The organism is Pseudomonas sivasensis, from assembly GCF_052938085.1.
This window is the reverse complement of sequence record NZ_CP176442.1, coordinates 4,085,498-4,098,367: the sequence shown is the minus strand read 5'-3', so window position 1 is coordinate 4,098,367 and position 12,870 is coordinate 4,085,498. Positions and strand designations below refer to the sequence as shown.

Sequence of the window (12,870 nt, the reverse complement as noted above, 5' to 3'; positions counted from 1 at the left end):
GCATGCTGTAGGACATGTCCCGTTTAGTGCGGCATTCCGTCACCCACGGCGGCGAGCCTTGTTCAACTCCGGACATACTCTGTTAAGATTCGCCCCCTCTCAACTTTCCTATCCGTCAGCGGGCCCTCCGGGCTGTCGTTGATGTCGTTGTTTCTGGAGTTTTCATGCTGTTTCCCATCCTGCTGCTGTCGGCCGCCGGCTTTACCGTGCTGACCACAGAATTCATCATCGTCGGTCTGTTGCCGTCGATTGCCCGGGACCTGAATGTCAGCGTGTCCCAGGCGGGGCTGCTGGTGACGCTGTTCGCGTTTACCGTAGCGGCGTTCGGGCCGTTCCTAACGGCGTACTGCGCTCGTTTCCCGCGCAAGCGCCTGTTTATCACCATCCTGATCATGTTCGCGGCAGCCAACACCGTGGCCGCGCTGGCGCCGAATATCTGGGTAATGGCCGTGGCGCGTCTGATTCCGGCCCTGGGCTTGCCGCTGTTCTGGGCCTTGGCCAGCGAAACGGCGGTGGACATCGTCGGTCCGGAATACGCCGGGCGTGCCATTGAAAAGATCGGCTTCGGCATTGTCTGCGCCACGGTATTTGGCATCCCGGTGGGCACGCTGATTTCCGATATGTTCGGCTGGCGTACCGCGTTCGCCATCCTGGCTGTGGTGGCGTTGGCCAAGGCTTTGCTGCTGTTTATCTACTTGCCAGTGACGAAACCGAAAAACGACGAAGTGACACTGCGCTCGCAGTTCAAGATCCTGCGCAACCCCTTGATGCAGGGTAATATCCTGCTGTCGATCCTGGTGTTCAGCGGCATGTTCACGGCTTATACCTACCTGGCGGACATCCTTGAACGCCTGGCCGGTTTCGACGGGACCCTGGTGGGCTGGTGCCTGATGGGCTTTGGTGCTGTCGGGCTGATTGGCAACTCTTTGGGCGGCCGCGCTGTGGATCGCCACCCGTTGATCGCGTCCATGGTGTTCTGCGGTTTCATGATCGCCGGTATGGTTGCATTGGTGCCGGCGATTCACTCCACCGTCGGCCTGGCGGCAGCGATGGCGGTGTGGGGCGTGACCCAAGCGGCGATGTTCCTGGTCAGCCATGTGCGACTGATGAAGGCCGCGCCCCATGCGCCGGCGTTCGCCGCGTCGCTCAACATTGCCGGGGCCAACCTGGGGATTGGCTTGGGGGCGTTGGTCGGCGGGCATGTCATCGACACCTTTGGCCTGGGCAGTCTGGGCTTTGCGGCGTCCGGGTTTATCCTGGTGTCGATCCTGCTGGCGCTGTGGCTGATGACCGCCAAACAGCCGGTCGCGTCCGGGGCCTGAGTCTTCAGGGCAGGGCGGTGAACAGCTCGCGCCTTGCCCCTTCGGTAATCGCCACGATGCCGGGGTGCTTGACCTTGCGTTCCACCGAGATCGCGTAGAACGACTCGGTGACCGCATCGGTCTGACCGATCAGCGCCACGCCGTACTGGCGCACCACCTCCTCGGCGATCACGCTGGGAGCGATAAAAATCCCGCTGCCGGATTGGCCAAACGCCTGCATCAGGGCGCTGTCATCGAACTCGCCGATGATCTTCGGCTGGATCTGCTGCTCGGCGAACCAGCGTTGCAAGCGGCTGCGCACTACCGTCTCCGCGCCTGGAATCAATAGCGGCGCGCCGTGCAAGCACTGTGGGAAATCGCCGCCATGTTGGTCGGCCAATGCCTGAGTGGCAAAAAAGCTGATGCCACATTCCCCCAATTTCTGGCTGTAGCCCTTTATGTCGAGGTGCGACGGCATCGGGCTGTCGGAGATCACCAGGTCCAGGCGCTGGATCGCCAGGTCGGCCAACAGGCGTTCGAGTTTGTCTTCGCGGCAGGTGATGCGCAGCGGCTCGCTCAGCTCCATGGTCGGCGCGATCAGACGGTAGACGATGGACTTGGGCACCACATCCGCCACACCGACTCGGAACACAATCTGCTGTTGATCGGGTTGCGCGCGCAGCATTGCTTCCAATTCATTGCCGGTCTGGAACATGTGCTCGGCATAGGGCAGAGCCTGGCGCCCGGCTTCGGTCAGCTCCAACTGGCGGCCGACTCGTTGAAACAGCGCGAGACCGAAGGTTTGCTCCAGCAGGCTGATCTGCCCGCTGATGGTCTGGGGCGTGAGGTTCAGTTGCTCACAGGCGCGCACAATGCTGCCTGTTTTGGCCACGACCCAGAAGTAGTGCAATTGTCGGTAATTGAGCATGGCAGCCATCACTTCGTAAAAAACGAAGTATATGCTAGAAAAATACGAATTTTACTGAAGTGTTCGCGTGCATAGAATGCCTCGCTATCGCGGGGCCACTATTTGGACCCAATGGTTCTAACGAGGAATACATGATGAAGCTCAATTCCCTGGGCGCGGCATCGTTGCTTGCGCTTACCTTGGTAATGATCAGTGGTTGCGATCAGGTCGAGAAAAGTGCGCAGCAGGTCTTGGGCAAGGCTACCGAGTCGGCCAAGCAAGCCATCGATGACACCCACAAGGCTGCCGAGCAGGCATTGAGTGAAGCGACACAAGGCCTTATCAGTCCGCAAAAAAAGGACGATCAGGAAGAAAACGAGTCTGACTCGAACAGTAAAGAAGCTTAATTTCCCGGCACAACCTCAGGACTGACCTATGGATTACCTTTTACAACTGGCCGCCAGCCCCACCGCCTGGGTTGCACTGGCCACTCTGATCGTCATGGAAATCGTGCTGGGCATCGATAACCTGATCTTTATTTCGATCCTCACCAACAAATTACCCGAGCAGCACCGGGCCAAGGCACGGCGCATCGGTATCAGCATGGCGCTGATATTGCGCCTGGGCCTGTTGAGCACTATCGCGTTTATCGTGCAGTTGACGGCACCGGTGTTTGAAGTACTCGGCCAGGCGTTTTCGTGGAAGGACATGATCCTGATCGCCGGTGGTCTGTTCCTGGTGTGGAAGGCCACCACCGAGATCCATCACAGCATGGACCCGGAGCCTGAAGAGAAAGCGTCGGTTGGCAACACCGTGGCCATTGGCTTCGCCGCGGCGATCGGGCAGATCCTGCTGCTCGACCTGGTGTTCTCCATCGACAGCATCATTACCGCTGTGGGCATGACCGAGCACTTGCCGATCATGATCATTGCCGTGGTGACCTCGGTGATCGTGATGCTGGTGGCGGCTGAGCCGTTGGCCAAATTCATCAACGACAACCCGACCGTGGTGATGCTGGCCCTGGGCTTCCTGATCATGATCGGCATGACGCTGATCGCCGAAGGCTTCGGCGCCCATGTGCCTAAAGGCTACGTGTACGCAGCCATGGCTTTCTCGGCGGCCATCGAATGCTTGAACATCGCACGACGCAACCGTCACAAGCGTTTGCTCGCTGCCCGCCAGTAATCGCTGAAACCTGAAAGCCGGCTGTGCTCGCAAGCGCCCAGCCGGCTTTTTGCTGTCTGGTAGACTCCCCCCACTTGTTACTTTGAGGTCCACCATGAACCAGCCGATTCGCCTTACCCAGTACAGTCACGGCGCGGGTTGCGGTTGCAAGATCTCGCCCCAGGTATTGGAAGTGATCCTTGCCGGCAGCGGCGCACAGAACCTCGACCCCAACCTGTGGGTCGGCAATGCCTCGCGGGACGATGCGGCGGTGTATGCCATCGACGACGAGCGCGGTGTGGTCTCCACCACGGACTTTTTCATGCCGATTGTCGATGATCCCTTCGACTTCGGCCGCATAGCCGCCACCAATGCTATTAGCGACATCTACGCCATGGGCGGCGACCCGTTGATGGCCATCGCCATTCTCGGCTGGCCGGTTAACGTGCTGGCGCCGGAGATTGCCCGGGAAGTGATTCGCGGTGGCCGTTCGGTGTGCGACGCCGCCGGTATCCCCCTGGCAGGCGGCCACTCCATTGACGCGCCGGAGCCGATCTTCGGCCTGGCCGTGACCGGCATCGTGCAAAAGCGCCATATGAAGCGCAACGACACCGCCACTGCTGGCTGCCAGCTGTACCTGACCAAGCCGTTAGGCATCGGCATCCTCACCACTGCCGAAAAGAAGGGCAAGCTGCGCGAGGCTGACATCGGCCTGGCCCGCGACTGGATGTGCACCCTCAACAAGCCCGGTAGCCGTTTCGGCAAGCTGGCCTGCGTGACAGCCATGACCGACGTCACCGGTTTCGGCCTGTTGGGCCATCTGGTGGAAATGGCCGACGGCAGTGGCCTGACTGCACGCATCGAATATGAAAAAGTCCCACGCCTGCCCGGGGTCGAGTACTACCTGGACCAGGGTTGCGTACCCGGCGGCACCTTGCGCAACTTTGACAGCTACGCCAGTAAAATCGGGCGCGTGCAGGAGTTGCACAAACGCGTGCTATGCGACCCGCAGACCAGTGGCGGGCTGTTGATCGCCGTCACCCTCGAAGGTGATGCCGAGTTCCACGCGGTGGCGAAGGAACTGGGCCTGAGCCTGGAGCCGATCGGCGCACTGGTTGAGCGACAGACCAACGCGGTAGAGGTGTTTTGATGGCAACTGACATCACCGATTACCGCGACATTTTCCTCAACGGCCGGCCGATGATGGATACGCGCGCGCCGGTGGAGTTCATCAAGGGCGCGTTCCCCGGCGTGGTCAACCTGCCGCTGATGAACGATGACGAGCGCCAGCGCGTCGGCACTTGCTATAAGCAGCAAGGGCAGCAGGCGGCAGTCGTCCTTGGGCACCAGTTGGTCAGCGGCAAGGTGCTTGAAGAGCGCCTGGCACGTTGGACCGAGTTTGCCCAGGCCAACCCGGACGGTTACCTGTACTGCTTTCGTGGCGGCCTGCGTTCGCAATTGGTGAAACAGGTGCTCAAGGACGAGTCGGGTATCGACTATCCGCGGATCGGCGGTGGCTACAAGGCCATGCGCACGTTTCTGTTGGAGACCGTGGACCAAGCGGTCGAACAGTGTGATTTCGTGCTCCTGGGCGGCCTGACCGGCAGCGGAAAGACCGAGGTCATCAATCAGTTGAACAATGGCCTGGACCTGGAAGGCCACGCCAATCACCGTGGTTCCAGCTTCGGCAAGCGCGCCACCGGCCAGCCGTCCAACATCGACTTCGAAAACCGCCTGGCAGTGGACGTTCTGAAAAAACGCGCACGTGGCATCGAACAGTTTGTGCTTGAGGACGAAAGCCGCATGATCGGCAGCTGCGCCTTGCCGCTGAACCTGCACCGGGGCATGCAGGTGTATCCAATGGTGTGGCTGGAAGAAAGCCTGGAAAACCGTGTAGAGCGGGTATTACGCGAGTACGTGACCGATCTGTGTGCGCAGTTCGCCGTAGCGTTTGGCGAAGCGGGTTTCGAGCGGTTTGCCGAGCGGCTGACCCAGAGCCTGGCCAATATCCACAAGCGTCTGGGGGGCGAGCGCTATCAGCGTTTGCACGCGCTGATGCAAGCGGCCCTGGCTGAACAGGCCCGCAGCGGTAGCGTGGACTTGCATCGGGGTTGGATCGTGGGGTTGCGTGAGTACTACGACCCTATGTACGCGTTTCAACGTGAGAAGAAAGGTGCACGGATCGAGTTTGCCGGGGAGCAGGCAGCGGTGGTGGAATACTTGCGCGAGCGTGGGGCTCGCTCGCGCAACCGCCATCAGCCTAACCACATAACTAAAGAATGACCGCCCCGATCAGCCCACACACCACTCCCACCAGCATGGTCAACCCGGCCACCGTCACCAGCACCCGCGCATCGAAATCCTTACGCAGCATCAACAGCGACGGGAGGCTTACGCTCGGCAGGGTCATCAGCAAGGCCACGGCCGGGCCGGTGCCCATGCCCAGGGCCATCATGGTTTGTACGATGGGGATTTCAGCCGCTGTAGGAATCACAAACAACGTGCCGACAATCGCCAGCGGTACCAGCCACATCAGGCTGTTGGCCATGGCGCCGTCCACATGGGGGAACAGCCATACCCGCGCAGCACCCAGGATCAGCACCGCCAGGATGTAGATGGGGATTGTGTTCCAGAACAGCTGCCACAGGGTGCGCAACCAGCGGCTCAGGAAAGGTTGCGCCTCGATGGTGCTGACGTCGGCGACAGCGTCCAACGCCGCTTCAGGCATCTGGTCCGGGCGAGCAATGCGCTGCGCCACCAACGACACGCCCACCACAAGCACAATTCCCGCCACCAACCGCAACGCGGTAAATCCCCAGCCGAGCACAAAGCCCATGAACACCAGGGTGGCAGGATTGAGCACCGGGTTAGCAATCCAGAAAGCGAGCGCCGCGCCCACCGACACCTGCTGGCGCCGCATGCCCGCCGCCACCGGCGCCGCGCAGCAACTGCACATCATCCCCGGCAAGGCGAATAACCCGCCGCGCACGGTCGAACCGAGGCCTGCACGGCCGAACAGGCGCAGCAGCCAGTCACGGGGGATCAGCACTTGCAGCAGCGAACCAAGGATCACCGCCAGCACCGCGGCTTTCCAGATCGCCAGGAAATACACCTGGGCATAGGCCAGCGCTGCCGCCAGGGGCGAGCTTTGTTGATCGTTGAGAATCGAGGCGCCGATGCTGTGATTGTCGGCCGCTACAAATGCCTTGAAGTAGTAGGGCGACCACTTCACGTAATAGAGGCCTATGCAGGCCACCAAGAGGAACAGCGCTGGTTTCCACCAGAACGACCAGCCCCGTACGGGCTGGGTGGAGGAGAGTTTAGACATGCTGATGATCCGCCGGTGAGTCAATAGCGACGCATCATACGCTGTCAGCTATCGGCACTCACCTGTGTCGGTTCCGGGCAGGTTTCATCGCCGTCGTTCAAGCCCTGCTTGTAGTTGCGGCTCAGCAGCGAGGCCTTGCCGTTGTGCCAGGTCAGCGTCAGTACATACAGCGTGTCGTAGTCGCTGCCCGACCAATCGTCGGTAATTGTGTGTTTTTCGCCGGACGCTTCACTCGCCACCTTATTGATCAACTCCGGCAGGTAACCGTGGGACCAGGCGGTGTAGATGGTGGCGTTGTGGTATTTGTCTTCGACCAGCTCATCGGCGAGGTCGCTGGTGTCATTCGCCGAGAATTTGATATTCACCGGCAGGCCCAACTTGATGGCGCTGGGGCTGATGGTCATCAGTGGGCGGATGTAGCTGTAGGAATTGTCCAGCTCACCTTCCTCGACATTGCGCGTCGGGTTGGCAGCAAACACAAAGTTGGCCTTGCCGAATTTTTCCGGCAGCAGGGTGGCCAGGTTCATCGCGCGGTTCAGGCCCTGGCAATTGAGCTGGCCGAGTCCGCCGGCGGGTTTTTCGCCGTGGCGCAGGAACACCAGGGTTTGCACACCGTCCACCGGTTGGGCGCGGCTTTCACGGGCATCGAGGGCTGCAACCATGGCGCCGCTGACCAGCAGCAGCGGCAACATGACATACGAATAGTGTTTGAGTCGTTGCACAAGGCGCAGAGGCTTGATCTTCATTATAGGTTCGAGTCTTCGTGCGTCACGTTAAGGCGGACAAGCCTGGCCCCAATGACGCCGGTGGCGTCCTGCGGTATTCCGTGTCGTTATAGCGAGGCGCCTCCATTCACCGTTTAAGCGCACTTATGAGTGCCGGCAGGCGTATTGGTTCGCCTGCGCGGGATAATAGCCCGCTAATGTTGCGCATTGATGACCCATGCAGGACACCGGGGAGATGTCTATCATGGGGACTTTCTGCCTAGCCAGGGATTTCCTGATGAACCCACTTGCCGCATTCCCAATCAATAGCAAATGGCCTGCCCAGCACCCCGAGCGCTTGCAACTGTACTCGTTGCCCACGCCCAACGGGGTAAAAGTCTCGATCATGCTCGAAGAACTGGGCCTGCCTTACGAGGCGCACAAGGTCAGTTTCGAGACCCAGGACCAGTTGTCCCCCGAGTTCCTGTCCCTGAACCCCAATAACAAAATCCCCGCGATCATCGACCCCGACGGCCCGGCTGGTCAGCCGTTGGCGCTGTTTGAATCCGGCGCGATATTGATCTATCTGGCAGAAAAAACCAGCCAGTTGCTCTCCGAAGATCCTGCGACACGCTATGAAACGATTCAATGGCTGATGTTCCAGATGGGCGGCATCGGCCCGATGTTTGGCCAGTTGGGTTTTTTCAACAAATTCGCCGGCAAGGCCTACGAAGACAAGCGACCCCGCGACCGCTACGCCGCCGAATCCCGCCGCTTGCTCGAAGTGCTGGAAAAACGCCTGCTCGGTCGCACGTGGATCATGGGCGATGACTACAGCATCGCCGACATTGCTACCTTCCCATGGATTCGCAATCTGATCGGCTTTTATGAATCGGGCGATATCGTGGGCATCGCCGACTTTCCTAATGTACTGCGCGCGCTGGATGGTTTTGTTGCCCGCCCGGCAGTGATCCGTGGCCTTAATATTCCGAGCTGAAGCATGCCGACTTTCGATTTCAAACAACTGGATGTGTTCAGCCGCGTGTCGCTCAAGGGCAACCCGCTGGCGGTGGTTTTGGGGGCCGACAGCCTCAGCGATCAACAGATGGCGGACTTCGCTAAATGGACCAACCTCAGTGAAACCACGTTTTTACTCACGCCGCGCGATCCTCGTGCTGACTACCGAGTGAGAATTTTCACCACTGTGCATGAGCTGCCGTTTGCCGGGCATCCGACGCTGGGCAGTTGCCATGCGTGGTTGACGGCGGGCGGGGTGCCCAAAGGTGAAGAGATCATCCAGGAGTGTGAAATCGGCCTGGTGCGAATCCGTCGTCAAGGTGATGAACTGGCGTTTATCGCGCCGCCGTTGTTGCGTTCGGGGCCGCTGGAGGAAGACCTGCTGGAGCGTATTCGCCTGGGGTTGGGCCTGGAGCCGGGCTGCATCCTACGCAGCCAGTGGGTCGACAATGGGGCGGGGTGGCTCGCCGTGATGTTGGCGGATCGTGATCAAGTCCTGGCTTTGCAGCCGGATTATTCAAAGCTGAAAGGGCTGGCCGTAGGCGTGATTGCCCCCTGTAACCCTGAACAAGACGACGTGGATACCCAATTTGAAGTGCGTGGCTTTGTCGCAGGCGACGGCGCGCCGGAGGATCCGGCCACGGGCAGCCTGAATGCAGGCGTTGCCCAATGGTTGCTGGGTGAAGGCCTGGCGCCGGAGCGCTACGTGGTCAGTCAAGGCACAGCCATGGGGCGCGCGGGGCGTATAAGCGTCGAACGCCAGGGCGATGAAATCTGGATCGGCGGCGCTGTTGCGGTGTGTATCGAAGGGCGTCTACAGCTCTAGATCAATACATTATTACGAGCGTCGCAATACACTGTTGGCCCCTTGGTATTTGTGCTGCCGGGGCCTGGGGGCATAAGCTTTCGCCCCAAAGTTTTAGCCTTTATGTCAGGAAAACCATGACCAGCCAGTTCCCCCAAGCCCGCCCACGCCGCCTGCGCCGCTCTCAGGAGCTGCGTGGTTTGTTCCAGGAAACCGAGTTCACCCTCAACGACCTGGTGCTGCCGATTTTCGTTGAAGAAGAAATCGACGACTTCGTACCGATCACCAGCATGCCGGGTGTGCAGCGCATCCCTGAGAAAAAGCTCGCTGCCGAGATCGAGCGCTATGCCCGTGCCGGTATCAAGTCGGTGATGACCTTTGGCGTGTCTCACCACCTGGACGCCAACGGCAGCGATACCTGGAAAGAACGCGGTCTGGTCTCGCGCATGTCCTCGATCATCAAGGACGCCGTGCCGGAAATGATCGTAATGTCCGACACCTGCTTCTGCGAATACACCGACCACGGCCACTGCGGCGTGATGCATGGCGCCCATGTCGATAATGACGCGACCCTGGTCAATCTCGGCAAACAAGCCGTAGCCGCCGCCCGCGCCGGCGCCGACGTGATCGCCCCGTCGGCCGCCATGGACGGCCAGGTCCAGGCCATCCGCCGCGCGCTGGATGACGCCGGTTTCATCCATATCCCGATCATGGCCTACTCCACCAAATTCGCCTCGGCCCTCTACGGCCCATTCCGCGAAGCCGGCGGCAGCGCCCTCAAAGGCGACCGAAAGAGTTACCAGATGAACCCCATGAACCGCCGCGAAGCCGTGCGCGAATCGCTGCTCGACGAACAGGAAGGCGCTGACGCTCTGATGGTCAAACCGGCCGGTGCCTACCTCGACATCATCCGCGACATCCGCGAAGCCTCACGTCTGCCGGTGGCGGCTTACCAGGTGAGCGGTGAGTACGCGATGATCAAGTTTGGTGCCCAGGCGGGTGCGATCGATGAGGATCGGGTGGTGCGTGAGACGTTGGGTTCGATCAAGCGCGCGGGTGCGGATTTGATCTTTACTTACTTTGCGATGGACTTGGCGTTGGCTGGGATCTGAGGGCGGCGTTTAACACTGTGCGAAGCAACCTCTTGATGTGGCGAGCGAACTTGCTCGCGTTGGGCTGCGTAGCAGCCCCCCATACCGACACTACCGATCTACCTGAAGAACTGCAGTGTCATAACCAGGGCCGCTTCGCGGCCCGTATTAGCAGATCTTTCTAATTAATCAGGTTGTTTAAGACTTTCACTACTTCATAAGTTGATATTTAGGTCGAATTATTTTTCGAGTAAGTAATTATCAAACTTTCGGATCACATGCTCCAGCCATAGTGGCCCGGTTGCCCATTGATAGGGGTAGTAATAGAAACAATATTGTTCGTGCAATAGGTTTTCCTGGAATTCTGATTCATTCGTATAAGAAGCGATAAGGTCTAAGATTTCATTTCGCACCGTCAATATTAAATCTTTAGACGATTCGAGCAGAAACGTGTCGATCACCTCGTCTGCCGAAGCATGATCTTCCGGCCAGTCTTGATTGAAATAGCCACCGAAAAATTGCTGAAGCTCAGTTAATTGGTTGTTCATTTTTCTATTGGATATCCAGTTAGGAGGAGGTAACCATCCGGCATTTTAGATTTGCGCTTCAAAACTAATATGAATTTATAGACGGATACTGACTCTGTTGTGCCTTTTATTAAACTGAGTCCTACCGTCTGGGTCGAGTGTTCTCTAATAATGTGTTTGTCTTTATTTCCTTTCAAAAATTTGGATATTTCCTCGTGGCGAGAAATCAAGGTTTTAGAAACAAGGCTTTCTGCTTCCTCTAAAGTTCTGAATGTCGATGCTGCTGGTATATTTGGCTCTAAATCAATTGCGCTCGCTGGCGTATCACCAAGTCGATTGGTCTTCGAGGCTTGCCTTTTGCAAGTCTTTTTTCCATGTGTCGATGGCTAAACGGTAGATTTCTGAGAAAAAAACTCGGGGGTTATCTATCTGGTTTTCATCCCAAGCCATTGTTGAATGGTCCTCTGGGTTATCCTCAAAGTATGAGTGGAAATTGTAGTTTTTGGTATTTAAAGCGAGCGATAAGGTTTCCACTAATTTGTATCTGTGGCGATAAGAGAGTTTGTTGTACGGATCTAGGCAGTATTTCAGTATGAGGTTTTCCCTGTCTTCAATATTGTTGGGGTCGTAGCGGGCGAGCTCTTTTCCCTTAGTTTCTTCTTGGTCGTAAATATCAAAAATCCCCACGAAATAGTACAAGCTGGCGTCGAAAGGTATTTGGTCTGAAAAAGGGTGAAATAGCATTTGTTCCTCCTTGATAGGACATAGAGTAAAAGGCGTACCGATTTTACTTGTTGAGTCGGATGATTATGGCGTTGGCAAAGCGAGGATTTGACGTCACACGGGGCGAACTCGGCGGGTGGGCCTTTGTAGTGAGCAGGCTTGCCCTGCGCTGGGCTGCGAGCAGCCCCTAACTTGGCGACGCCGTTCCACCTGAGTGCCGCATCGTCCTTAGGGGGCGCTTCGCTGCCCTGCGTAAGCCTGCTCATCACCGGGAGGGGGAGTCGTCAGGATTGTTGGCGTAATGCTTCAGACTATTAAGAAGGATTCGCATAAATGCCCGCTGGTCAGTTATATTGTGGTTGTAGTAAGTCGTCATTTTTTTAAAGACTGCGTCGAAATTGTCGTTAACAGATAGGTAGTGCTCTACCGAGTCAATGAACCACTCTTGTTCTAGCTTTGTATAAGTCAAAAATTCTGGTTTTGTCAGTTTGTCGAAAAGCTCGGTAAGCTATTTTTATCGTTTATGTTTTTTGAAAAAATAAGTTCTTCCCTCCCCGAGTCATCCGTATTTCGATGTTGTAGGTAAATAGCAGGCTGCGCAGGATAGAAAGTTTAACGTGGTATTTCATGGCAGTGTTCCGTATAGGTGGTAACTGGGTTGCTGTGTCTTTTCTTTTTTTCCATACTCAAATTTGTTTTTTTATAGCACTCTCCGATTTTTTTTTCATCTTCATAGACTCACGAGATTTTCCGAGGTTGGTACAACCCAAACCTGACGTCTCCGATCTACCTGATACACCGCATCTGCCTGAAGGGGGCTGCTTCGCAGCCCGGCGCAGGGCAAGCCTGCTCACCACAGCGACTGCGATTTGTCAGTGGGATTGGCGGTGTTGTTACCAAGTTGATGGGTCTTCGAGGCTGGCTTTTTGGAGGTCGTCTTTCCAGATTTCATTAGCTAGACGATAGATGTCTGCGAAGAAGCCTCGGGGGTTTTCTATTTCCGTTTCATTCCAGGCCATAGTTATATGTTCTTCATGATCGCTTTCGAATTCTTTAGCGAAGTCAAAGTCGGGTTTTTCGAGTGCCTCTTTTAATGCAGATATCAATATGAAGCGATGTCTATATGATAGATATATAAGTTCTTTGAGAATATAGGAGCTTATGATTGTTTCTCTGTCTGCTTTATTATTGGGATCGTATTTTCGTAATTCTTTTCCAATAGTGTCCTCGAGGTCGTATATCGATAGCGCTCCTAATATATGAGAGATATTTGGGATGTAAGGGGTGTTCATAAATGGGCATT

General features: G+C 57.0%; 15 protein-coding genes. 8 read left to right on the top strand and 7 right to left on the bottom strand.

The features are described from left to right. Positions 1 to 164 precede the first annotated feature (164 nt). Positions 165 to 1,322 (top strand): MFS transporter, encoded by a 1,158-nt coding sequence (locus tag ACKZ62_RS18745; protein WP_447095651.1) that lies wholly within the window; start codon positions 165 to 167, stop codon positions 1,320 to 1,322. A gap of 4 nt (positions 1,323 to 1,326) precedes the next feature. Here ACKZ62_RS18745 and nhaR read toward each other — a convergent pair whose 3' ends face one another. After that, positions 1,327 to 2,229, bottom strand: coding sequence for a transcriptional activator NhaR (gene nhaR / locus ACKZ62_RS18740; protein WP_122765007.1), 903 nt, complete (start codon positions 2,227 to 2,229; stop codon positions 1,327 to 1,329). Positions 2,230 to 2,363: 134 nt separating this feature from the next. Here nhaR and ACKZ62_RS18735 point away from each other — a divergent pair, with 134 nt between their 5' ends. The 4 genes from ACKZ62_RS18735 (at position 2,364) to mnmH (ending at position 5,655) form a co-directional block, all read left to right on the top strand. Next, positions 2,364 to 2,615: a hypothetical protein gene (locus ACKZ62_RS18735; protein ID WP_032886673.1), complete on the top strand. Its 252-nt coding sequence runs from the start codon at positions 2,364 to 2,366 to the stop codon at positions 2,613 to 2,615. A gap of 28 nt (positions 2,616 to 2,643) precedes the next feature. Beyond that, positions 2,644 to 3,393, top strand: coding sequence for a TerC family protein (locus ACKZ62_RS18730; protein WP_032886672.1), 750 nt, complete (start codon positions 2,644 to 2,646; stop codon positions 3,391 to 3,393). A gap of 94 nt (positions 3,394 to 3,487) precedes the next feature. Then, on the top strand, positions 3,488 to 4,522 hold the full coding sequence (gene selD, locus ACKZ62_RS18725) for a selenide, water dikinase SelD (RefSeq protein WP_447095650.1): 1,035 nt from the start codon (positions 3,488 to 3,490) through the stop codon (positions 4,520 to 4,522). Further along, positions 4,522 to 5,655, top strand: a complete 1,134-nt coding sequence (gene mnmH / locus ACKZ62_RS18720; protein ID WP_447095649.1) for a tRNA 2-selenouridine(34) synthase MnmH — start codon at positions 4,522 to 4,524, stop codon at positions 5,653 to 5,655. The genes selD and mnmH overlap by 1 nt, the downstream gene beginning before the upstream one ends. Here mnmH and ACKZ62_RS18715 read toward each other — a convergent pair. Both ACKZ62_RS18715 and ACKZ62_RS18710 read right to left on the bottom strand, forming a co-directional pair. Further along, entirely contained in the window at positions 5,645 to 6,700 is a 1,056-nt protein-coding gene (locus tag ACKZ62_RS18715; RefSeq protein WP_260366430.1) for a permease, read from the bottom strand. The genes mnmH and ACKZ62_RS18715 overlap by 11 nt on opposite strands. 44 nt (positions 6,701 to 6,744) lie before the next feature. Further along, positions 6,745 to 7,446: a hypothetical protein gene (locus ACKZ62_RS18710; RefSeq protein WP_032886668.1), complete on the bottom strand. Its 702-nt coding sequence runs from the start codon at positions 7,444 to 7,446 to the stop codon at positions 6,745 to 6,747. 256 nt (positions 7,447 to 7,702) lie between these two features. Here ACKZ62_RS18710 and ACKZ62_RS18705 point away from each other — a divergent pair, with 256 nt between their 5' ends. From ACKZ62_RS18705 to hemB, 3 genes are all read left to right on the top strand, one after another. Beyond that, positions 7,703 to 8,401 carry a glutathione S-transferase N-terminal domain-containing protein gene (locus ACKZ62_RS18705; protein ID WP_032886667.1) on the top strand — a complete coding sequence of 233 codons (699 nt, stop codon included), beginning with the start codon at positions 7,703 to 7,705 and terminating at the stop codon, positions 8,399 to 8,401. 3 nt (positions 8,402 to 8,404) lie between these two features. Next, positions 8,405 to 9,247 (top strand): PhzF family phenazine biosynthesis protein, encoded by an 843-nt coding sequence (locus ACKZ62_RS18700; RefSeq protein WP_122765005.1) that lies wholly within the window; start codon positions 8,405 to 8,407, stop codon positions 9,245 to 9,247. Positions 9,248 to 9,363: 116 nt separating this feature from the next. Continuing rightward, positions 9,364 to 10,338, top strand: coding sequence for a porphobilinogen synthase (gene hemB, locus ACKZ62_RS18695; RefSeq protein ID WP_032886664.1), 975 nt, complete (start codon positions 9,364 to 9,366; stop codon positions 10,336 to 10,338). 218 nt (positions 10,339 to 10,556) lie between these two features. Here the strand turns inward: hemB and ACKZ62_RS18690 are convergent, their stop codons facing one another. The 4 genes from ACKZ62_RS18690 to ACKZ62_RS18675 all read right to left on the bottom strand — a co-directional run bounded on the left by ACKZ62_RS18690 (position 10,557) and on the right by ACKZ62_RS18675 (position 12,859). Next, a complete protein-coding gene (locus ACKZ62_RS18690; RefSeq protein ID WP_122754027.1) occupies positions 10,557 to 10,865 on the bottom strand; it encodes a contact-dependent growth inhibition system immunity protein in 309 nt (102 codons plus the stop codon). Then, entirely contained in the window at positions 10,862 to 11,134 is a 273-nt protein-coding gene (locus tag ACKZ62_RS18685) for an RNase A-like domain-containing protein (RefSeq protein ID WP_241150287.1), read from the bottom strand. The genes ACKZ62_RS18690 and ACKZ62_RS18685 overlap by 4 nt, the downstream gene beginning before the upstream one ends. 34 nt (positions 11,135 to 11,168) lie before the next feature. Next, a complete protein-coding gene (locus tag ACKZ62_RS18680; protein WP_447095648.1) occupies positions 11,169 to 11,588 on the bottom strand; it encodes a hypothetical protein in 420 nt (139 codons plus the stop codon). Positions 11,589 to 12,460: 872 nt separating this feature from the next. Next, positions 12,461 to 12,859 (bottom strand): hypothetical protein, encoded by a 399-nt coding sequence (locus ACKZ62_RS18675; RefSeq protein WP_447095647.1) that lies wholly within the window; start codon positions 12,857 to 12,859, stop codon positions 12,461 to 12,463. Between the last annotated feature and the right edge of the window lie 11 nt (positions 12,860 to 12,870).

Bases quoted from the DNA above. Each gene is read 5' to 3' on its own strand.
- ACKZ62_RS18690 (WP_122754027.1), bottom strand. From the start codon at position 10,865: ATGAACAACCAATTAACTGAGCTTCAGCAATTTTTCGGTGGCTATTTC.
- ACKZ62_RS18745 (WP_447095651.1), top strand. From the start codon at position 165: ATGCTGTTTCCCATCCTGCTGCTGTCGGCCGCCGGCTTTACCGTGCTG.
- selD (WP_447095650.1), top strand. From the start codon at position 3,488: ATGAACCAGCCGATTCGCCTTACCCAGTACAGTCACGGCGCGGGTTGC.
- ACKZ62_RS18710 (WP_032886668.1), bottom strand. From the start codon at position 7,446: ATGAAGATCAAGCCTCTGCGCCTTGTGCAACGACTCAAACACTATTCG.
- hemB (WP_032886664.1), top strand. From the start codon at position 9,364: ATGACCAGCCAGTTCCCCCAAGCCCGCCCACGCCGCCTGCGCCGCTCT.
- ACKZ62_RS18700 (WP_122765005.1), top strand. From the start codon at position 8,405: ATGCCGACTTTCGATTTCAAACAACTGGATGTGTTCAGCCGCGTGTCG.
- ACKZ62_RS18675 (WP_447095647.1), bottom strand. From the start codon at position 12,859: ATGAACACCCCTTACATCCCAAATATCTCTCATATATTAGGAGCGCTA.
- ACKZ62_RS18715 (WP_260366430.1), bottom strand. From the start codon at position 6,700: ATGTCTAAACTCTCCTCCACCCAGCCCGTACGGGGCTGGTCGTTCTGG.
- ACKZ62_RS18730 (WP_032886672.1), top strand. From the start codon at position 2,644: ATGGATTACCTTTTACAACTGGCCGCCAGCCCCACCGCCTGGGTTGCA.
- nhaR (WP_122765007.1), bottom strand. From the start codon at position 2,229: ATGCTCAATTACCGACAATTGCACTACTTCTGGGTCGTGGCCAAAACA.
- ACKZ62_RS18705 (WP_032886667.1), top strand. From the start codon at position 7,703: ATGAACCCACTTGCCGCATTCCCAATCAATAGCAAATGGCCTGCCCAG.
- ACKZ62_RS18735 (WP_032886673.1), top strand. From the start codon at position 2,364: ATGAAGCTCAATTCCCTGGGCGCGGCATCGTTGCTTGCGCTTACCTTG.
- ACKZ62_RS18680 (WP_447095648.1), bottom strand. From the start codon at position 11,588: ATGCTATTTCACCCTTTTTCAGACCAAATACCTTTCGACGCCAGCTTG.
- mnmH (WP_447095649.1), top strand. From the start codon at position 4,522: ATGGCAACTGACATCACCGATTACCGCGACATTTTCCTCAACGGCCGG.